At 46.7% G+C, this 20,632-nt stretch carries 19 protein-coding genes; 12 read left to right on the forward strand and 7 right to left on the reverse strand.

Annotated features, from left to right (window positions below; translation table 11 throughout):
- Positions 1 to 133: 133 nt before the first annotated feature.
- The 5 genes from lon to bolA all read right to left on the reverse strand — a co-directional run bounded on the left by lon (position 134) and on the right by bolA (position 6,765).
- Positions 134 to 2,491, reverse strand: coding sequence for an endopeptidase La (gene lon, locus BMX14_RS08555; protein ID WP_092675564.1), 2,358 nt, complete (start codon positions 2,489 to 2,491; stop codon positions 134 to 136).
- A 179-nt stretch (positions 2,492 to 2,670) separates the two neighbouring features.
- Complete coding sequence (clpX, locus tag BMX14_RS08560; protein ID WP_092675567.1) at positions 2,671 to 3,942, reverse strand: ATP-dependent protease ATP-binding subunit ClpX; 1,272 nt, start codon at positions 3,940 to 3,942, stop codon at positions 2,671 to 2,673.
- Positions 3,943 to 4,029: 87 nt separating this feature from the next.
- Positions 4,030 to 4,653 (reverse strand): ATP-dependent Clp endopeptidase proteolytic subunit ClpP, encoded by a 624-nt coding sequence (gene clpP, locus BMX14_RS08565; RefSeq protein WP_048911697.1) that lies wholly within the window; start codon positions 4,651 to 4,653, stop codon positions 4,030 to 4,032.
- A gap of 220 nt (positions 4,654 to 4,873) precedes the next feature.
- A complete protein-coding gene (gene tig / locus BMX14_RS08570; protein ID WP_092675570.1) occupies positions 4,874 to 6,172 on the reverse strand; it encodes a trigger factor in 1,299 nt (432 codons plus the stop codon).
- Positions 6,173 to 6,450: 278 nt separating this feature from the next.
- Positions 6,451 to 6,765, reverse strand: a complete 315-nt coding sequence (gene bolA, locus BMX14_RS08575) for a transcriptional regulator BolA (RefSeq protein WP_092675573.1) — start codon at positions 6,763 to 6,765, stop codon at positions 6,451 to 6,453.
- A 157-nt stretch (positions 6,766 to 6,922) separates the two neighbouring features.
- Here bolA and BMX14_RS08580 point away from each other — a divergent pair, with 157 nt between their 5' ends.
- The 8 genes from BMX14_RS08580 (at position 6,923) to BMX14_RS08615 (ending at position 15,656) form a co-directional block, all read left to right on the forward strand.
- Entirely contained in the window at positions 6,923 to 7,507 is a 585-nt protein-coding gene (locus BMX14_RS08580) for a lipoprotein (RefSeq protein ID WP_092675576.1), read from the forward strand.
- A gap of 42 nt (positions 7,508 to 7,549) precedes the next feature.
- Entirely contained in the window at positions 7,550 to 9,022 is a 1,473-nt protein-coding gene (locus tag BMX14_RS08585; RefSeq protein ID WP_092675579.1) for an AmpG family muropeptide MFS transporter, read from the forward strand.
- A gap of 391 nt (positions 9,023 to 9,413) precedes the next feature.
- Positions 9,414 to 10,340: a cytochrome o ubiquinol oxidase subunit II gene (cyoA, locus tag BMX14_RS08590; RefSeq protein ID WP_092675582.1), complete on the forward strand. Its 927-nt coding sequence runs from the start codon at positions 9,414 to 9,416 to the stop codon at positions 10,338 to 10,340.
- Between the two features lie 2 nt (positions 10,341 to 10,342).
- Positions 10,343 to 12,325 carry a cytochrome o ubiquinol oxidase subunit I gene (gene cyoB, locus BMX14_RS08595; protein WP_092675585.1) on the forward strand — a complete coding sequence of 661 codons (1,983 nt, stop codon included), beginning with the start codon at positions 10,343 to 10,345 and terminating at the stop codon, positions 12,323 to 12,325.
- On the forward strand, positions 12,325 to 12,933 hold the full coding sequence (locus BMX14_RS08600; protein WP_048911690.1) for a cytochrome o ubiquinol oxidase subunit III: 609 nt from the start codon (positions 12,325 to 12,327) through the stop codon (positions 12,931 to 12,933). The genes cyoB and BMX14_RS08600 overlap by 1 nt, the downstream gene beginning before the upstream one ends.
- Complete coding sequence (locus tag BMX14_RS08605; protein WP_092675588.1) at positions 12,933 to 13,262, forward strand: cytochrome o ubiquinol oxidase subunit IV; 330 nt, start codon at positions 12,933 to 12,935, stop codon at positions 13,260 to 13,262. The genes BMX14_RS08600 and BMX14_RS08605 overlap by 1 nt, the downstream gene beginning before the upstream one ends.
- A gap of 14 nt (positions 13,263 to 13,276) precedes the next feature.
- Positions 13,277 to 14,167, forward strand: a complete 891-nt coding sequence (gene cyoE, locus BMX14_RS08610) for a heme o synthase (RefSeq protein WP_092675590.1) — start codon at positions 13,277 to 13,279, stop codon at positions 14,165 to 14,167.
- Between the two features lie 127 nt (positions 14,168 to 14,294).
- Positions 14,295 to 15,656 carry an MFS transporter gene (locus BMX14_RS08615; protein ID WP_092675593.1) on the forward strand — a complete coding sequence of 454 codons (1,362 nt, stop codon included), beginning with the start codon at positions 14,295 to 14,297 and terminating at the stop codon, positions 15,654 to 15,656.
- 57 nt (positions 15,657 to 15,713) lie between these two features.
- Here BMX14_RS08615 and BMX14_RS08620 read toward each other — a convergent pair whose 3' ends face one another.
- Positions 15,714 to 16,205, reverse strand: a complete 492-nt coding sequence (locus BMX14_RS08620) for a YajQ family cyclic di-GMP-binding protein (protein WP_092675596.1) — start codon at positions 16,203 to 16,205, stop codon at positions 15,714 to 15,716.
- Between the two features lie 99 nt (positions 16,206 to 16,304).
- On the opposite strand from BMX14_RS08620, the gene panE reads away from it, so the two are divergent.
- On the forward strand, positions 16,305 to 17,222 hold the full coding sequence (gene panE / locus BMX14_RS08625) for a 2-dehydropantoate 2-reductase (protein ID WP_092675599.1): 918 nt from the start codon (positions 16,305 to 16,307) through the stop codon (positions 17,220 to 17,222).
- Entirely contained in the window at positions 17,179 to 17,775 is a 597-nt protein-coding gene (locus tag BMX14_RS08630) for a DJ-1/PfpI family protein (protein WP_092675602.1), read from the forward strand. Before panE ends, BMX14_RS08630 begins: the two co-directional genes overlap by 44 nt.
- Positions 17,776 to 17,806: 31 nt before the next feature.
- Here BMX14_RS08630 and thiI read toward each other — a convergent pair whose 3' ends face one another.
- Positions 17,807 to 19,255 (reverse strand): tRNA uracil 4-sulfurtransferase ThiI, encoded by a 1,449-nt coding sequence (thiI, locus tag BMX14_RS08635; RefSeq protein ID WP_092675605.1) that lies wholly within the window; start codon positions 19,253 to 19,255, stop codon positions 17,807 to 17,809.
- 216 nt (positions 19,256 to 19,471) lie between these two features.
- Here thiI and xseB point away from each other — a divergent pair, with 216 nt between their 5' ends.
- Positions 19,472 to 19,711, forward strand: coding sequence for an exodeoxyribonuclease VII small subunit (xseB, locus tag BMX14_RS08640; RefSeq protein ID WP_092675608.1), 240 nt, complete (start codon positions 19,472 to 19,474; stop codon positions 19,709 to 19,711).
- 2 nt (positions 19,712 to 19,713) lie between these two features.
- Entirely contained in the window at positions 19,714 to 20,613 is a 900-nt protein-coding gene (ispA, locus tag BMX14_RS08645; RefSeq protein ID WP_092675611.1) for a (2E,6E)-farnesyl diphosphate synthase, read from the forward strand.
- Positions 20,614 to 20,632: the final 19 nt, after the last annotated feature.

Raw genomic sequence — 20,632 nt, forward strand, 5'->3', positions numbered from 1 at the left:
TTTCCCTCTCACTTATGAGCTGCTTGTTATAGCAGGCATCGGCGCTCGAAACAACGTAAATGCTCCGAATGGTCTGCAAAAAACTACTTATTATGTCGAATACCGACCCTCGGTATTCGACAAGTTCGCCATGTTATGCCGATGGGGTGATAACTTCAATCCCTTCAGGTGCACGTTCAAGCGCTAATTTCAAAACTTCGTCGATGCTCTTAACCGGATGAATACTGAGGTCGGCGATAACGTTTTGAGGGATCTCTTCTAAGTCGCGCTTATTCTCGTAAGGAATCAATACCGTTTTAATACCACCACGATGGGCAGCCAATAGCTTCTCTTTCAAGCCACCGATAGGTAATACTTGACCCCGTAGCGTAATTTCCCCTGTCATGGCCACTTCGGCTTTAACTGGGTTACCCGTTAAGCTTGAGACTAAAGCTGTGCACATCGCAATCCCCGCGCTTGGACCATCTTTCGGTGTGGCACCCTCAGGGACGTGCACATGAATGTCACGCTTTTCGTAGAAATCATTATTGATACCTAATGATTCTGCACGAGAACGTACAACAGTCATCGCTGCCTGAATTGATTCCTGCATCACTTCTCCCAGAGAACCGGTGTAAGAGAGCTTACCTTTACCCGGTACACTCGCGGTTTCAATGGTCAACAGGTCGCCGCCAACTTCGGTCCATGCCAGTCCAGTGACTTCACCAATACGGTTTTTCTCGTCTGCTCGGCCATAGTCGAAGCGTTGGACGCCGAGATATTCGCTGAGGTTTTCAGCATTAATCGTGATGTGTTTAAGCTTCTTATCTAATAACAGCGCTTTGACAGCTTTACGGCAAAGTTTAGAGAGTTCTCTTTCTAAGCTACGCACGCCCGCTTCACGCGTGTAGAAACGGATGATGCCCATGATTGCGCTGTCTTCGACCGTCAGCTCTCCAGATTTAAGCGCATTACGCTCCATCTGTTTAGGAAGCAGGTGGTCTTTAGCAATATTAAGCTTCTCATCTTCGGTGTAACCAGAAAGACGAATCACTTCCATCCGATCCAATAAAGGTCCTGGGATGTTCATTGAGTTAGACGTCGCAACGAACATTACATCCGACAGATCATAATCCACTTCGAGGTAGTGATCGTTGAACGCATTATTTTGCTCAGGATCTAACACCTCTAACAGTGCGGAGGCTGGGTCACCACGCATATCTGCGGACATCTTATCAATTTCATCAAGCAGGAAAAGCGGGTTGCGAACGCCAACTTTCGCCATCTTTTGAATCAATTTGCCCGGCATAGACCCGATATAAGTCCGACGGTGTCCGCGAATTTCTGCTTCATCACGCACGCCACCCAGTGCCATACGGATGTACTTACGTCCCGTCGCCTTAGCGATGGATTGGCCTAAAGACGTTTTCCCGACACCAGGGGGGCCAACCAGACACAGAATTGGGCCACGAATCTTATTCACACGGCTTTGTACCGCGAGGTATTCAAGGATCCGGTCTTTGACACGATCTAATCCGAAGTGGTCTTTATCTAACGTCTCTTGTGCTTTGCGCAGATCTTTCTTAACTTTACTGCGGCCCACCCAAGGTACTTGAACCATCCAGTCGATATAACCGCGTACTACAGTCGCTTCAGCAGACATCGGTGACATCATTTTAAGCTTTTGTAACTCAGCCTCTGCTTTTTCTTTCGCTTCAGCAGGCATCTTCGCTTCGTCAATCTTACGCTTCAGTGCTTCGAACTCATCTGGCACATCGTCCATTTCGCCAAGCTCTTTCTGAATCGCTTTCATTTGCTCGTTCAGATAGTACTCGCGCTGGCTCTTCTCCATCTGTTTTTTAACACGATTGCGAATGCGTTTTTCAACCTGCAGCAAATCAATTTCTGATTCCATCATTGCCATCAAGTACTCAAGACGTTCATTCACATCTGACATTTCCAGTACGGATTGCTTGTCTGCCAATTTAAGTGGCATATGCGCGGCGATGGTATCCGCCAGGCGTGCTGCATCCTCAAGATTGTTTAATGAGGTCAACACTTCCGGTGGGATTTTTTTGTTGAGTTTAATGTAGCCTTCGAATTGGCTGACCGCGGCGCGGATTAGGACCTCTTGCTCGCTATCATCGATCTCAGGGCTTTCGATATACTCAATCTGAGCCGTGAAAAACTCTTGGCTGTCATCAAGCGAGGTCAATGTTGCACGCTGTACCCCTTCGACCAGTACTTTTACCGTACCGTCAGGTAGTTTTAGCATCTGAAGGACCGAAGCGACCGTTCCGACAGTAAATAAATCGTCAATACTCGGCTCGTCAGTTGTCGCTTCTTTCTGCGCCACCAGCAGAATTTTCTTATCGTTATCCATCGCTGACTCTAAGCAGCGGATAGATTTTTCGCGACCCACGAATAACGGTATCACCATGTGCGGATAAACCACTACATCGCGTAAAGGTAACACGGGAATATCAATGTGTTCGGAACGCTCAGAAGTCATAGAGCTCTCTCTTAGTTTAATTTCCGCCGGAGTGTGATAGGCCTATCTCTGTGACTTACCACGTCTAGATGATCAACATATGGGGATGATATTATGATATTCAACGGTCTATACGTAAGAAAATAAAGGGGAAATTAAATTTCCCCTTTATAGACGTATTACTCTAACGACTCGGCTAATTACTCGCCAGAGGCTTGCGCTTCTTGCTTACCGTAAATGAGCATCGGTTCAGAGGTGCCAGCGATAACAGTTTCGTCGATAACCACTTTTTCAACGCCTTCAATTGAAGGCAGTTCATACATGGTTTCTAGCAATGCCGCTTCAACGATGGAACGCAGTCCACGTGCACCAGTCTTACGGCTCATTGCTTTCTCTGCAATCGCCACTAACGCTTCTTCACGGAACTCTAACTCTGCCCCTTCAAGACTGAACAGCGCTTGATATTGTTTAGTCAGAGCGTTCTTAGGCTCGCGTAAGATTTGAATAAGGGCTTCTTCACTCAGTTCGCTTAGGGTCGCTACCACGGGTAGACGGCCAATAAACTCAGGAATTAATCCAAATTTAATCAAATCTTCTGGTTCTGCTTGAGCCAATAACTCCCCTTCAGCCGCTTTCTTAGAAGGATCTTTTACCGTTGCGCCAAAACCGATACCTGAACCTGTTTCGACACGTTGCGCGATAACTTTATCTAAGCCCGCAAAAGCACCACCACAGATAAACAGAATTTTCGAGGTATCAACTTGTAAAAACTCTTGTTGTGGATGTTTACGGCCACCTTGCGGAGGAACGGCTGCCACAGTTCCTTCGATCAGCTTGAGTAAGGCTTGTTGTACGCCCTCACCCGATACATCACGCGTGATTGAAGGGTTGTCTGACTTACGTGAAATTTTATCGATCTCATCGATGTAGACAATACCACGTTGGGCTTTCTCAACGTCGTAATCACATTTTTGCAGCAGCTTCTGGATGATGTTTTCAACATCTTCACCCACATAACCCGCTTCAGTCAGGGTTGTGGCATCCGCCATGGTGAAGGGCACATCAAGCAGACGCGCTAACGTTTCAGCGAGTAAGGTTTTACCACTTCCGGTGGGTCCGATAAGTAAAATATTACTTTTACCCAGTTCCACGCCGTTTGATGTATCGCCGTTACGTAGACGCTTATAGTGGTTATAAACCGCGACAGAAAGGACTTTCTTCGCCTTTTCTTGACCAATCACGTAATCATCGAGATGCGTACGGATCTCCCGTGGCGTCGGCAGTGCATTGCGCTCGCGGTGTGGAGCAACTTCTTTTATCTCTTCACGAATAATGTCATTACATAAATCAACACATTCGTCGCAGATATACACTGACGGTCCGGCAATTAGCTTACGCACTTCATGCTGGCTCTTGCCGCAGAAAGAGCAGTACAGCAATTTACCTGAACCCTCTTTGCGCTTATCAGTCATCAGTTAGCCTCTTCTCAGTGTTATCAATGCCAGCATTATCTTTTTAGACAATGCTCGACGTTTGGGTGTGCAATTTGCTTAGCGCTGTTACTTGCGGTGAGTCAGGATAGAGTCGACCAATCCATAATCTACGGCTTCTGCTGCAGAGAGGAAACGATCCCGCTCAGTATCGCGCTCGATTTCTTCTAACGTTTTACCGGTGTGTTTAGCCATTAATTCATTCATGCGCTGTTTAACTTTCAGGATCTCTTTGGCATGAATTTCGATGTCTGTCGCTTGGCCTTGATAACCGCCTAACGGTTGGTGGATCATCACACGAGAATTCGGTAGACAGAAACGTTTGCCTTCTGCACCAGCGGTTAGCAGGAACGCGCCCATTGAGCAGGCTTGCCCCATACAGATGGTGCTGACATCAGGTTTGATGAATTGCATCGTATCGTAGATAGACATCCCCGCCGTGATCACCCCACCCGGTGAGTTGATATAGAGATAAATGTCTTTTTCCGGGTTTTCAGCTTCAAGAAAGAGCATCTGCGCAACAATCAAGTTTGCCATATGGTCTTCAACCTGACCGGTCATGAAAATAACGCGTTCTTTTAATAAGCGTGAATAAATATCGTAAGAACGTTCGCCGCGCGAGGTTTGCTCGACAACCATGGGAACCAGTGCCATTTGGGCAGGCGTCATTTCGGGTTGATTACTGTATGACATAAACCATCTCCTGGGTAAATTTCTTGAGCAACGCTTGTCGCCTTAAGTAACAGTAGCCACTAATGCAGCCTAATTTTACATTCATTCAAGCATAACAAGGTTTTTATTAATACGCGAAGTAGATTACTGCGGTTCAGAAAATTCTTTTCAAGGGGGTACGATAAAAAAAGGCCCGTGACCGGAAATCACGAGCCTAATTCAATAGCTACACTATTACGTCTTAAGCTTGTTGGTTCATCAATTCTTGGAACTTAGTCGCTTTGTCAGTCACTTTAGCTTTTTCAAGAATGAAATCAACAGCCTGCTCTTCTAACGCAACGTTACGCATGTTGTTCATCATCTCTTTATTATTGCTGTAGTACTCGATCACTTCTTGTGGATCTTCGTACGCAGCAGCCATATCAGCGATCATGGTATTAACACGTTCTTCGTCAGCTTTCAGCTCGTTAGTGTTGATTACTTCACCTAACAGTAATCCAACCATTACGCGACGTTTCGCTTGCTCTTCGAATAGCTCGCGTGGCAGTTCTAACGCTTGTTGCTCGTTCCCACCAAAGCGTTGTGCTGCTTGACGACGTAACACGTCGATCTCACCATCAATTAATGCGGCAGGAACGTCGATTTCGTTTTGCGCCAGTAAACCGTCGATTGCTTGGGTCTTAATACGGTTACGTACAGCCCCTTTCAGTTCACGTTGCATGTTTTTGCTGATTTCAGCACGCAGGCCATCAACAGAACCGTCTGCAACGCCGAAACGTTGAATGAACTCTTCAGTTAATTCTGGTAGCTCGCGCTCTTCAACTTTCTTCAGAACGATATCAAACTTAGCGTCTTTCCCTTTCAGGGTTTCAGCGTGGTACTCTTCAGGGAATTTAACATCAATAGTAAATTCTTCGCCTGCTTTGTGACCCACTACGCCTTCTTCGAAGCCTGGGATCATTCGACCTTGGCCCATCGCCAGAACGAAGTCAGAAGATTTACCCCCTTCAAACTCTTCACCGTCAATAGAACCAGAGAAATCGATGGTTACGCGATCTTCAGCGGTAGCGGCTTTATCTGTTTCTTTCCAATCTGCTTGTTGCTTACGCAGAGTGTCTAACATTGCATCGACATCTTCATCGTTGACATCAACGACAGGCTTCTCAATTTCGATGTTATCTAACCCTTTTAATTCAACTTCTGGGTAGACTTCGAATTCAACTGAGTAAGTGAAATCTTCACCTAGCTTATATTCACCTGGAACATAGTTTGGTGCGCCCGCTGGATTGATCTTCTCTTTAATGATCGCGTCAATAAAATGACGAGACATTAGTTCGCCCAGAACATCCTGACGAGCAGAAGCACCGTAACGCTTTTCAATGATGGTCATTGGCACTTTGCCTTTACGGAAACCATCAATACGCGCTTTTTTAGCGATATCAACCAGTTCTTTCTTCACCGCACCTTCAATACTGTCGGCAGGGATAGTCATGGTAATGCGACGGCCTAGGCCCTGAGTTGTTTCAACTGAAACTTGCATCTTGTTACCTCAAAAAATCACGTGCTCGATTGGCTTCATGGAGAACAGCAAGATGACTTACTGTTCGACAACAGAATATGTTGATACGGTTAGAACAACATCCCTGTCACCAGAAGCGTCACGAAGACATTCTGGAAAAATAGACGCCGCATTATAGCGGCATCAACGATATGAGTCGAGAATTGGCAGGGTTTCGAGGGGAGATTCTGCGAAAATTTTATTAATTATGGGCACATTTTGAGACAAATCAGAATGTAAATGATCAAACTGTCTTCTTTTTAAGCAATCAGTCCAGCGCCCCGGCAGTCAGGTGAGGATAATACGGTGTCTTGTAATCCAGCCCACTCTTTCGGCGTGTAAGTGTGTAGGGCTAAGGCATGAACGCCTCCAGCGAGTTCAGCACCCAAAATGCTGTAGATAGCGCGATGACGCGCCAAAAAGCGCTGATCGGTGAATTGTTCTGACACGATGATCACTTTAAAATGACTTTCCGCACCGGCTGGCACATTATGGCGATAGCTCTCATTCTGCACATCGAGGTGAGAAGGTGAAAAAGCCTGAAATAATTTTTCTTCGATCGTCTGACGTATCATAATAAGTCCCTCGCTGTTAAGGCATCCAATGACCTTAAACAAATTGTAGCGTTTATTTCTTGTTACATACTACTTTTGCGAAAAAAAAACGTGCTATTTTAGTGACGGTTCCGCACAAGCGGTTTAATTCCTTAATGAACTATCGAGTGGCAAATTCATGGCTCTTTTGAAAAAGTTTGGTTTCCCGTTACTGGCCTTATTTTTATTGGCGGGTTGCGCAGCACCAAGCAACACCATTGATGTAACTCCCCAAATTCGTCTACCTCAGCAAGATCCTAGCTTGATGGGAGTCACTATCAGTATTAATGGTGCCGATCAGCGTACTGACCAAGCACTGGCAAAAGTGAACCGAGACGGCCAACTCGTCACTTTGACACCTTCACGCGATCTGCGTTTTCTTTTACAAGAAGTATTAGAAAAGCAGATGACGGCACGCGGGTATATGGTCGGTCCATCAGGGGCAGTCGATTTACAGATCATTGTTAACAAACTTTATGCCGATGTGACACAGGGAAATGTGCGTTACAGCATTACTACCCAAGCTGATGTCTCCATCATCGCTACCGCGAAAAATGGCAATAAACAGGTGAAAACCTATCGCCAAAGTAGCAGTATTCAAGGCCCGTTCAGCGCCACTAACGCCAAAATTACTTCGGCTGTAAACAGTGCATTAACCGATGTGATTAGCGATATGGCGGATGACACCTCGATTCACGAGTTTATTAAACAAAACGCTCACTAACTGATACACTGGCTGTATGTTTCCTGAATACAGCCATTCATCATGACCTCACCCTTACGATTCATCACATTCTCTCGCACGACGCTGGTCCTGTTATTGCTCGGATTTTCTTCAGGCCTTCCTTTAGCGCTCACCTCAGGCACCCTGCAAGCGTGGATGACAGTAGAGAATATCGATCTGAAAACTATCGGTTTCTTTTCGATGGTCGGCCAAGCCTACGTTTTTAAATTCCTCTGGGCCCCGATGATGGACCGTTACTCGCTCCCTTTCACCGGTCGGCGACGCGGATGGTTAGCGGCATGCCAACTTCTACTGATTGTGCTGATTGCCATGATGGCAACCGTTAACCCGAATTCTGGTTTGCTGTTACTGGCACTACTCGCTGTGGCGGTCGCGTTTTGTTCAGCGTCACAAGATATTGTGTTTGATGCATGGAAAACCGATGTTCTCTCTGCTCAAGAACGTGGTAACGGGGCCGCCCTAACGGTGCTCGGTTATCGCCTTGCAATGTTAGTTTCGGGTGGGATTGCACTTTGGCTTGCCGACCGTTATATCGGTTGGCATAACGTCTATTTTTTGATGGCTGGTCTGATGTCACTTGGCCTGCTCGGAACGCTACTTGCCAAGGAACCTGAACAAACGATCGCTGCGCCTTTGTCATTGCGTCATGCAGTCGTCGACCCGCTGAAAGATTTTTTCACGCGTAACAATACCTGGCTGATGATCACGCTCATCATCTTCTATAAATTGGGCGATGCCTTCGCGGGCGCTCTCAGTACCTCTTTCCTAATTAGAGGCCTCGGATTTAGCGCGGGGGATGTTGGGCTGGTCAATAAATCCCTAGGGCTAGTCGCCACCATCATTGGTGCCTTATATGGCGGTGCATTGATGAGAAAGTGGAGCTTGTATAAGGCCTTGATGATTTTCGGGATTGCGCAAGCCCTCAGCAATTTAGCCTATTGGCTTCTGACGGTGATCCCAAGCCATTTATGGTCGATGGGCAGCGCTGTTTTCATCGAGAATTTATGCGGGGGAATGGGTACTGCAGCCGCCGTCGCATTATTGATGTCTCTGTGTAATCGCCGTTTTTCTGCCACACAATTCGCCCTGCTTTCCGCACTCAGTGCGATGGGCCGCGTCTATGTCGGGCCAATTGCTGGCTGGTTGGTTGAGTCTTGGCACTGGTCTGGTTTTTATGCCTTTACGGTACTGGCCTCATTGCCAGGTCTTCTGCTGCTACGTGCTGCAAAAACGTCTCTCCTCAAGTTAGCCGACACCCCTCACTTTACGCCTCGGTGTCATTACGCCGTCGCCTATTCACTGACGACCAAGGGGTTTCTACTGGGCGCGCTATTAGCCACGCTGGGGCTAATCACGATGTTAATCACTTATCTGTGCAATTTGCCGGAGTTATCCCTAACAGAGCCACTGCTTCGCTTTGGGGTAATTGTGGCTGTAATCGCCACCGTAGTGGGGGTGACGCTAGATATCCTTTCGAGGGAAAAAGCAGCATAAAATGCTATTTTTTTTATTATGGGGAAAAATTCAATTTATCGAACTAATTATTAATTTGCTATTCTGTACCAGACCGGTCATGGCAAGAATAATAGAATGTGAACAAATGATACAAAATAGAGTCTTTTATGTTAAAAAAATGATGCACTAACTTCGTGGTTATAGCTCTACCAAAGAGGTGGAGAGTCTTTCAATAGGCTTTTGTTATATTAAGGGCAACTAATTGATGCGGTTGATAATTTCATTCCGTGAATAAAATTTGTTAAATGTCTCAAATAACCATCTACACTATACTGACAGAACCTCAAGCAGGTTTACACTACTCCAACCTTACCGTAAAATACAGATACACTTAAACGACAATACAGCCCTTTGTCATTGAGGTCGTTAAATGAGACTCAAGAAATACAAAAATAGTTTGGGGATTTTGTCATTAATTTCAGCCACTCTGCTCATGAGTGGTTGTGATAGTGCACTTTTAAATCCTAAAGGTCAGATTGCACTGGAGCAACGTTCACTAATACTGACAGCCTTCGGCTTGATGTTGATTGTCGTCATTCCAGCAGTCTTCATGGCAATTGCGTTCGCCTGGAAGTATCGGGCATCGAATACAAATGCTAAATACTCACCCAACTGGTCACACTCTAATAAAGTGGAAGCAGTAGTTTGGACAGTTCCTATCCTTATTATTGTCTTCTTAAGCGTGCTAACTTGGAAAAGTACTCACTCTCTAGAACCAAGCAAGCCAATCGTTTCTGATGTAAAACCTGTCGAAATTGATGTCGTTGCTTTAGACTGGAAATGGCTGTTTATTTACCCTGAGCAAGGTATTGCAACAGTTAATGAGATCGCTTTCCCAGCTAACACTCCGGTGCATTTCAATATCACATCAAACTCTGTGATGAACTCGTTCTTTATCCCTACCCTGGGTAGCCAAATCTATGCGATGGCTGGAATGAGAACGCAATTGAACCTGATTGCGAACGAAGCAGGCACTTTTGATGGTATCTCGTCTAACTATAGTGGTCGTGGATTCTCTGGTATGAAGTTTAAAGCCATTGCCACCAACACGAATGCTGAATTCCAGCAGTGGGTAGACAAGGTCAAGGCTGCACCTAATACACTGACTACCATGGATCAGTTTGAGAAGGTGGCTGCACCGAGCGAAAACAATCCAGTGGAATATTTCTCAAATGCTAATCCTGAACTGTTTACACAAGTTGTCGACAAGTTTATGTCTAGCCACGGAAAAATGAACATGCCTGCTCACGCTGGTATGGACATGAATCACACCGCTTCAGCCGGAGCAGAGGAATAATCATGTTAGGAAAATTAACATTAGCGGCGGTTCCACTAGACGTACCAATCGTCATGGTGACCATCGCCGCTATTATCCTTATTGGTCTGGCACTCGTTGCCGCCATCACTTACTACGGTAAGTGGAAGTATCTGTGGACAGAGTGGTTTACCTCTATTGACCACAAAAAACTCGGTATCATGTACTGCATCATGGCTTTCGTGATGTTGCTTCGTGGTTTTGCCGACGCCATCATGATGCGGAGCCAACAGGTTCTTGCCTCAGCCGGTGAAGCGGGCTTCCTTCCGCCGCACCACTACGACCAAATCTTCACCGCGCATGGCGTGATCATGATTTTCTTCGTAGCGATGCCTTTCGTTGTGGGTCTGATGAACATTGCTGTACCGCTGCAAATCGGTGCACGTGATGTTGCTTTCCCATTCCTAAACAACTTAAGCTTCTGGTTCACGGCAATCGGTGTCATTTTGGTAAACCTGTCACTGGGTGTAGGCGAGTTCGCGCAAACCGGTTGGCTGGCCTACCCTCCTCTGTCGGGTGCTGAATACAATCCAGGCGTAGGGGTTGACTACTGGATTTGGAGTTTACAGCTATCAGGTATTGGTACAACGCTGACCGGGATTAACTTCTTCGTCACAATTTTGAAAATGCGTGCCCCAGGCATGACCATGTTCAAAATGCCAATTTTCACCTGGACCGCGCTGTGTACTAACGTCCTGATTATTGCAGCGTTCCCAGTATTGACTGTGACCTTAGCACTGCTGACCTTGGATCGTTACCTTGGCTTCCATTTCTTTACTAATGAAATGGGCGGTAACATGATGATGTACGTCAACCTGATTTGGGTTTGGGGACATCCAGAAGTTTATATCCTTGTTCTTCCTGTGTTCGGTGTCTTCTCTGAAGTTACTGCGACTTTCGCTAAAAAACGCATGTTTGGTTACACCTCAATGGTGTGGGCAACGGTTGCGATTACCGTCCTGTCATTTATCGTTTGGTTACACCACTTCTTCACTATGGGATCGGGTGCCAACGTCAATGCCTTCTTCGGTATCATGACAATGATTATCGCAATCCCAACAGGGGTTAAGATCTTCAACTGGTTGTTTACGCTGTACCAAGGTCGTATCGAAATGACTGCGCCTATGCTGTGGACCATCGGCTTTATCGTCACCTTCTCGGTGGGCGGTATGACAGGTGTTCTGTTAGCGGTTCCTGGTGCTGACTTCGTCTTACACAACAGCCTATTCCTGATTGCTCACTTCCATAACGTTATTATCGGTGGTGTAGTCTTCGGTTGTATGGCAGGTGTCACCTACTGGTTCCCGAAAGCCTTTGGCTTCAAGCTTGACGAGAAATGGGGCAAACGCTCTTTCTGGTTCTGGATCATCGGCTTCTTCGTTGCCTTCATGCCGCTGTACGCATTAGGCTTCATGGGGATGACCCGTCGCTTAAGTCAAGACATTGATCCACAGTTCCACCCACTGCTGGTTGTTGCAGCCTGTGGTGCGGGTCTGATTGCACTGGGTATTCTTTGCCAGCTGATCATGTTCTACGTCTCTATCCGTGACCGTGAACTGAATCGTGACCTGACTGGAGATCCATGGGGCGGTCGTTCTCTTGAGTGGGCAACCTCTTCTCCTCCTCCGTTCTACAACTTTGCGGTAATTCCAGAAATCAATGAGCGTGATTCTTTCTGGGAAATGAAGCAAAAAGGTGAAGCCTACAAGAAACCTGCGCATTATGAAGAGATTCATATGCCTAAAAATAGTGGTGCTGCAGTGGTTATCGCTGCCTTCGCAACTATCTTTGGTTTCGCAATGATCTGGTACATCTGGTGGTTGGCGGTTGTCTCTTTTGTTGGAATCTTGGCGAGCTGGATCATCAAGAGCTTTGACGAAGACGTGGATTACTACGTTACCGTTGAAGAGATCGAACAGATTGAGAACAAACACTTTGAAGAACTTAGCAAAGCAGGTGTGAAATAATGTCTTCTCTATCTAAACACCACGACGCCCATGGAGAGCATGGGCATCACGATGCAGGAGCCAATAAGATTTTCGGCTTCTGGATCTACCTGATGAGTGACTGCATTATCTTTGCAACCTTGTTTGCAACCTATGCAGTAATGATGAATAGCACCGCAGGAGGTCCTGCAGGACGCGACATCTTTGAACTCCCTTATGTTCTTGGTGAAACCGCCCTACTTCTCCTAAGTTCTATTACTTACGGCATGGCAGTTATTGCCATGAACAAAGGTAATAAAGGAACAGTTAATGCTTGGTTAGTCTTAACTTTCCTATGTGGTCTAGGATTCATCGGGATGGAAATCAATGAGTTCCATCACCTGATCTCTGAAGGCTTCGGTCCTCAGCGTAGTGGCTTCCTGTCTGCATTCTTTACCTTAGTCGGTACCCACGGACTTCACGTAACCTGTGGTCTGATTTGGATGCTGGTCCTGATGTTCCAGATCGCAACACGTGGTCTGACCGCGACTAACCGCACTCGTATCATGTGCCTAAGCTTGTTCTGGCACTTCTTAGATGTGGTGTGGATCTGTGTGTTTACCATTGTCTATCTGATGGGGGTCATGTAATGAGTCACTCAGCAACCGAACATGGCGCATCGCATGGTAGCGTGAAGTCGTACATGATTGGCTTCATCCTCTCTATCATCCTGACAGGAATTCCTTTCTGGATGGTAATGGATGGAAGTTCTGCACACTCCACTACCCTGGCGGTAGTGGTGATCTGTGCCGTAGTTCAGGTTATTGTCCATCTGGTCTATTTCCTCCACCTCGACAGCAAGTCAGAGGGCGGCTGGAATCTAGTAGCCATTGTCTTCTCAGCAATCATCATCTTGATTGTTGTGGTAGGCTCGCTGTGGATCATGTGGAACCTTAACTACAACATGATGCCCCACTAACTGAGTTAACCGTAATGATTAAGCAATACCTACAAGTGACAAAACCAGGAATTATTTTCGGAAATTTAATTTCTGTGATCGGGGGTTTTTTGCTCGCCTCTAAAGGCAGCATCGACTTCCGCTTATTTTTCGTCTCACTGATTGGGGTCTCGCTCGTCGTCGCATCAGGTTGTGTTTATAACAACGTGATTGACCGCGATATTGACCACAAGATGGAAAGAACGAAAAACCGAGTTCTGGTGAAGGGGCTCATTTCAACAAAAGTGAGCTTGGCGTACGCCACCTTGTTAGGTATTGCTGGTTTTGCGGTACTTTACTTTGGTGCTAATCCGTTAGCTATGTGGCTAGCGGTAATGGGTTTCGTGGTTTATGTCGGTGTCTACAGCCTCTATATGAAACGTAATTCCGTTTACGGAACGTTGATTGGAAGCTTGTCTGGCGCCGCGCCTCCCGTGATTGGCTACTGCGCCGTCACGGGTAATTTCGATGCTGGCGCATTGATTTTATTAGCTATTTTTAGCCTATGGCAAATGCCTCACTCTTATGCCATTGCGATCTTCCGCTTTAAAGATTATCAAGCGGCAAATATTCCGGTGCTACCTGTGGTAAAAGGTATCTCCGTCGCCAAAAACCATATTACGCTGTATATCATCGCGTTTATGGTCGCGACATTAATGCTCTCGTTAGGGGGCTATGCAGGCTATAAATATTTAGTGGTCGCGGCGGCGGTCAGCCTGTGGTGGTTAGGGATGGCGTTATCGGGTTATAAATCAGAAAATGACGACCGTGTTTGGGCTCGTAAGCTGTTTGTCTTCTCTATTGTCGCCATTACCGCGCTTAGCGTGATGATGTCTGTCGACTTTATGGGGCCAGGCTCTCCTGATCTACTGACCTACGTGCGCTAACCCCACTCTTTGCTTTTAAGGCGCGAATTTCGCGCCTTTTCTTTTTGTTACGTAAGCTTAAGATCTATTCATTTACCCAACCTACACAACTCCTTAGACTCTAAACAGAATTAAATTTGAGGTTGTAATGAACGATAATAAAATGACCCCACTCGAGTTGCGAGCAACCTGGGGATTGGGAACGGTATTTTCTTTACGCATGCTCGGCATGTTTATGGTCCTGCCTGTACTGACGACTTATGGCATGGCTTTACAGGGTGCCACCGAGGGGCTGATTGGGTTAGCCATCGGTATTTACGGTCTCGCACAAGCAATCTTTCAGATCCCCTTTGGCTTACTTTCCGACCGCGTTGGACGCAAGCCGCTGATTGTCGGCGGATTACTGGTATTTGTATTGGGCAGTATCGTGGCGGCAACCACCACCTCGATTTGGGGAATTATTTTAGGTCGAGCCTTACAAGGTTCTGGCGCGATTGCCGCGGCAGTCATGGCACTATTATCTGATCTGACGCGCGAGCAGAATCGTACTAAAGCGATGGCCTTCATTGGCGTCAGTTTTGGGGTGACCTTCGCCATTGCGATGGTGGTAGGACCAATAGTGACGCATCACCTCGGCTTACACGCCCTGTTCTGGATGATTGCCGTGTTGGCAGCACTCGGGATCATTATCACCTTACTGATTGTCCCCTCTACTTCTGAGCATGTTCTTAACCGCGAATCGGGTATGGTAAAAGGCAGCTTTCGTGATGTGTTAGCCAATCCAAAATTACTTAAGCTCAATGCGGGTATTTTATTCCTGCATATTTTATTGATGTCGAGTTTTGTCGCACTGCCAGGCGAGTTTGAACAAGCAGGTTTCCCTGCCGCCGAACATTGGAAAGTCTATCTTGTTACCATGCTGATCGCTTTCGTTGGCGTAGTGCCTTTTATTATCATTGCCGAAGTTAAGCGTAAGATGAAGCTGGTCTTTGTGAGCTGCGTCGCGCTATTACTGGTGGCTGAGCTGGTCTTATGGCAGGCAGGTGCCCATTTCTGGACACTGGTGGTTGGCGTTCAACTCTTCTTCTTTGCATTCAATTTGATGGAAGCAATCTTACCTTCACTGATTAGCAAAGAATCTCCTGCTGGCTATAAAGGGACGGCAATGGGGATCTACTCCACCAGTCAATTTCTCGGTGTTGCTATCGGCGGCAGTATGGGGGGATGGGTTTTCCAACATGTAGATGCTCAAGCCGTCTTTTTGCTAGGAGCGGGGATTGCGATCCTGTGGTTACTGGTCAGTTTAACCATGCAAGAGCCGCCTTACGTGAGTAGCCTTCGCGTAGTGATCCCTCACACTGATAATGCTGAATTACTTGAGCAGCGTTTACGTCAAGCACCGGGTGTGAGTAACGTGTTAATTATTCCGGAAGAGCGCGCGGCTTACATCAAAATTGATAGTAAAACGACCAATCGTGAAGCCATCGAAGCGCTGGTTTCGGCGAACTAGCCCCCTCCCTTCTCGACCACTTACCTGAAAATTATCTCAGGTAAGTGGCAGTTAACCTTAATCGCGGAAGTTTTTAAATTGGAACGGTTGTCCCAAATTAGCCGCTTTCACCGTTGCCATCGCGGATTGTAAATCATCACGAGATTTACCGATCACTCGCAAAGATTCTCCCTGAATTTGGGTTTGAACTTTCAGTTTGGCATCCTTGATGACTTTAACAATTTTCTTGGCAATGTCGGATTCAATCCCTTTCTTCATCTTAATGTCCAGGCTCCAGCTCTTACCACTATGGGTGATTTCTTCTGGTACATCGAGCACGGCCCCTTCAATTCCCCGTTTCAACATTTTTTCACGCAGAATGTCGACAATTTGACGTACTTGGAAATCAGACTCGCTACTCACGGTGATCACTTCATTCTTTTCATTCAGTGTCACTTCCGCCGTCACATTACGAAAATCGAAACGCGTTGAAAGCTCGCGGTTCGCATTTTCTACAGCATTTTTCACTTCTGGCATTTCAACTTCTGAAACTATATCGAAAGATGGCATATTTTCTTCTCCTCTTAAATCGTTGACATGCATAATACCGATCTGTAATAACGACACAACTGTTCAGCAAAAAATGGCGATGGATTGCGAGGGAATTTTATGAGAATTACAGTATTAGGCTGTGGCGCCTTAGGTCAGATATGGTTATCCGCTCTGTCCAGAGCAGGCCACACCGTGCAAGGCTGGCTTAGGGTGCCACAGTCACAGCTCCACATACAGGTCTTCACCCCTGAACAGGAGTCTTATCATCATAGGTTCACCGCTAACGATGGTCGCCTTCTACAGCAGTGTGAGTTATTACTGGTGACATTAAAAGCCCAACAACTCCAATCAGGACTAACACTGATTTTGCCTCTGCTTCCTGCAGATTGCCCCATTGTCTTAATGCACAACGGACTAGGGGTAATCGATGATCTGCCTACCGTTACTCAGCCCTTGTGCCACGCAGTGACCACGCAAGCCGCCTATCGCACCTCAGCCGCAACACTGCATAAAGCGTGGGGATTCACTCAGCTCGGACCGTTGAATGCAGCGGCACAATCGGTAAGCCATATCGCTGATATGCTTCATCAGGCCCTGCCCGATGTGGCTTGGTATGACCAGATTAAAATCTCTGGATGGAAAAAATTAGCCGTTAATGCGGTCATTAATCCTTTAACGGTAAAATATGACTGTCATAATGGTGAGCTAAAGGAGGTTCTCGACGAAGTCAGGGCGCTTTGTGACGAACTTGCCACCGTGATGAACCGTGAAGGGATCCCTACCGATGCGCATCAGTTATACGAACTGGTCGTCAATGTTATTGGCCTCACCGCCGAAAATAGTAGCTCTATGCGACAAGATATCCACGCAAAGCGCTTAACTGAAATCGACTATATCAATGGTTATCTCCTTAAACGGGCGCGCTGCTATGGGTTAACGTTGCCTCAGCATTCGGCGCTTTATCAATGGATTAAACAAAAGGAATCCGAATATGTCGGCGACGCCCTCAGTACTACTCTGCCTCGCTCATGGTAATGATGCCATTGAGATCACCACGTTTTTAAGTCTACTGCCGCGCGCCGGTATACATATTACCGTAGCGAGTGTCGAGGGTGACAGCGCTCTCACCCTTCGCAGCGCAGAGGGACTGACATTTCAGGCCGACGTCCCCCTTTGCCAAGCTGTCGATACAGCCCATGACTTACTTCTCTTGATTGGGGGAAAGGAAAGTTGTGAAACCTACGCCGGAAGCGACTTAGTCATTGAATCCATCGCTCAATTCACGGCAAGCCAAGGTTACGTGGCGGCCATGAGTCATGTCGTACCGGGATTAATTGATAAGGTCGACCGTTATCGGGGGGCAAATGTAACCTGCCTGCCGCAACAGAGCGCTTTACTACAGCATACGCAATGGCAGGAGCGGCGTGTTGTGGTCGATCCACGCTATCACCTACTGAGCGGCCAAGGACCGTTGTGCGCAACCGATATGTCGCTGAAAATCATCGAACTGTTGAAGGGAAAGGAAGATGCTCATGCCATTACCCATGATCTCGCCCTCCCCATCGGGATTTACAATTATCAAGAGTAAAAAAAAGGCCTCATTATCGAGGCCTTTGTCATTATGGACGGTACACTTTAACGTTCGTGAATCCTTGCTCATGCAGGTATAAGGCTTGTAATCGGCTCATTACACCCCGTTGGCAGTAAAGTAGCCACGTGCGCGAACGGTCCAACTCCCCAAATTGAGTGCTCAGCTTATAGAAAGGTATCGATTTGATTTCCACGCCACTGAGCTCCAGTGGGTGATCATCTTGTTCATCGATTGAACGAATATCCAGAATCGAATCCTGAGCCGTTAATTCACTGACAGACTCAACTTCTGCTACTTCTGCCGTGGTCTCGACGGCAATTTCACGAATATCGATATTACGCGCCTCAGAAACGACCCGATCCAAAATACTAAAATCAAAATTATTCTCTTCTTCTTCGATCTTAGCTTTAACCGCTTTCACGGTAGGGCTCTTAGAGATCACTCCGCAATATTCAGGCATGGTCTTCGCAAAGTCTTCGGTCCCGATTTGACGAGCTACTTTGATGATGTGTTCTTTATCATGCGAGATAAGGGGACGCAGGATAAGGGTATCCGAGACGTTGTCGATAAGACGAAGATTAGTTAGGGTTTGGCTGGACACTTGGCCAAGGGCTTCACCGGTCACCAACGCTTGAACGCCATAACGCTCCGCAATATGCGAGGCCGCACGAACCATCATTCGCTTCAGTACAACGCCCATCTGCCCATCATCAACTTTCTCTAAAATCTCACCGACAACTGGCTCGAAATCGATCGTGATGAATCGCACACGGTGGGAACGACCAAAGGTATTCCAAAGATAGTGCGCAACTTGACGTACACCAATTTCGTGAGCAGCACCGCCAAGATTAAAGAAGCAATAGTGAACCCGGCTGCCACGGCGCATCAGCATATAACTCGAGACTCCTGAGTCAAAACCGCCGGAGATCAACGAGATAACATCTTCTTGCGTCCCTATTGGAAAACCACCGAGTCCTTCATAACGGTGAGTGATCAGCAATAAGCGATCTTGATCGATCTCTAAATGTACCGTCATATCCGGATTTTGCAGTTTGACGGAGGCTGACTCTATATGTTGGTTCAACCCACCGCCAACATAACGTTCTACCTCATGTGAGGTGAACTCGTGTTTACCACGGCGTTTGGCACGCACACAGAAGGTTTTACCCTCAAGTTGCGTCTGGTACATGGCCAAGGTTTGCTCAAAAATATCATGCAAGCTGGTAAAGCTACGATCTTCAACCGCGAGCACATGATGGATGCCCGGGATCCGAGTCAGTGCTTCTGCCACCGCTAAGCTGCGTTCGGGTTTTCGCGTGCGAACGGTAATGTGGTCCCACAGACGAACTACCGCAATATCTTCATCAACGCTTTTCAGCACGTTTCGTATATTACTGGATAAAATTTTGATAAAGCGCAGCCGTACAGATTGGCTTTTGATCGTTATTTCTGGAAATAATTTTACGATAAACTTCATAATGGCACTAACTTACGTGGGAATAAACGTTAATAATTAACCGTTTATATGTTAAAATAGTTTTCAGGGTTACCCTCTGAATTAAGCGCGCGTAGTATATCACCATTAGGGTGTCATAGCTTGTTTTAGTCGTGCGCTACAGAGTATTTTGCGAAAACCCTCTAGTCAGCTAACATATATCTTAATTATCGCTCACTCACCAAGCCGGTACTGTATATGCCTAAAAAACCTGCGTCGACGAAAAGCTTTGAACAATCCCTTTCTGAGTTGGAAGCCATTGTACAACGCTTAGAAAGCGGTCAACTGCCGCTAGAGGATGCCCTCAACGAATTCGAAAAAGGGGTGATCCTTGCACGCCAAGGTCAACAGCAACTACAGCAAGCCGAGCAACGGGTACAAATTCTCCTCGCTCAAGACGAGCATGCTGAATTATCAACGTTCGCACCGGAAAAGTGATCATGGATCTCTCCACTAGCTTAACGCATTACCGTACCCGTATTGATCGCGTGCTCGAAGAATGTTTAGAGAATCTTACTTTTCAGTCTATTCCCTTATATAAAGCCATGCATCATGGCGTATTATTAGGGGGTAAAAGAATGCGTCCTTTTCTGGTCTACGCGACCGGAGAGATGTTCGGTATCGACCCAAAAGTGTTGGATGTGCCAGCGTCAGCAATCGAGTATGTTCATGCTTATTCTCTTATTCATGACGACTTACCTGCTATGGACGATGATAGCCTTCGCCGTGGACAGCCAACCTGCCATATTGCTTTTGGTGAAGATACCGCAATTCTAGCGGGCGATGGATTACTGACGCAGGCGTTTTCGATTTTAAGTGACAATCCTATGCAAGACGTTTCGGATAAGACGCGGCTTGCAATGGTAAGCGAATTAGCCCGCGCAAGCGGCGCAGCCGGCATGGTACTGGGTCAAGCTTTAGACTTACAGGCAGAAGGTAAAACGTTGGATGTGGCAGCCTTGGAAACTATCCACCGTCATAAAACCGGGGCATTAATTCGCGCCGCTATTCGCTTAGGGGCCTTAAGTGCCGGTGAAAAGAGCCGCCAATACTTACCGATACTTGACCGTTATGCTGAAGCAATTGGGCTTGCCTTCCAAGTGCAAGACGATATTTTAGATGTTACCGGCGATAGCCAAGTCACGGGTAAACAACAAGGGATGGATGTCGCCCACGGTAAAAGCACCTACCCTGGATTATTAGGGCTTGCCCAAGCGCGTACTAAAGCCCAAGAGCTTTACCAAGAAGCCATCAACGCGCTGGCACAGCTTGAACAGCATGGCTTCAATACCCAGCAATTACAGGCGTTAGCGAGTTATATCGTTGAGCGTAATAAATAAATTTTATGATGAGTCTCTG

The organism is Rosenbergiella nectarea (genome assembly GCF_900111105.1).
GTDB lineage: Bacteria > Pseudomonadota > Gammaproteobacteria > Enterobacterales > Enterobacteriaceae > Rosenbergiella > Rosenbergiella nectarea.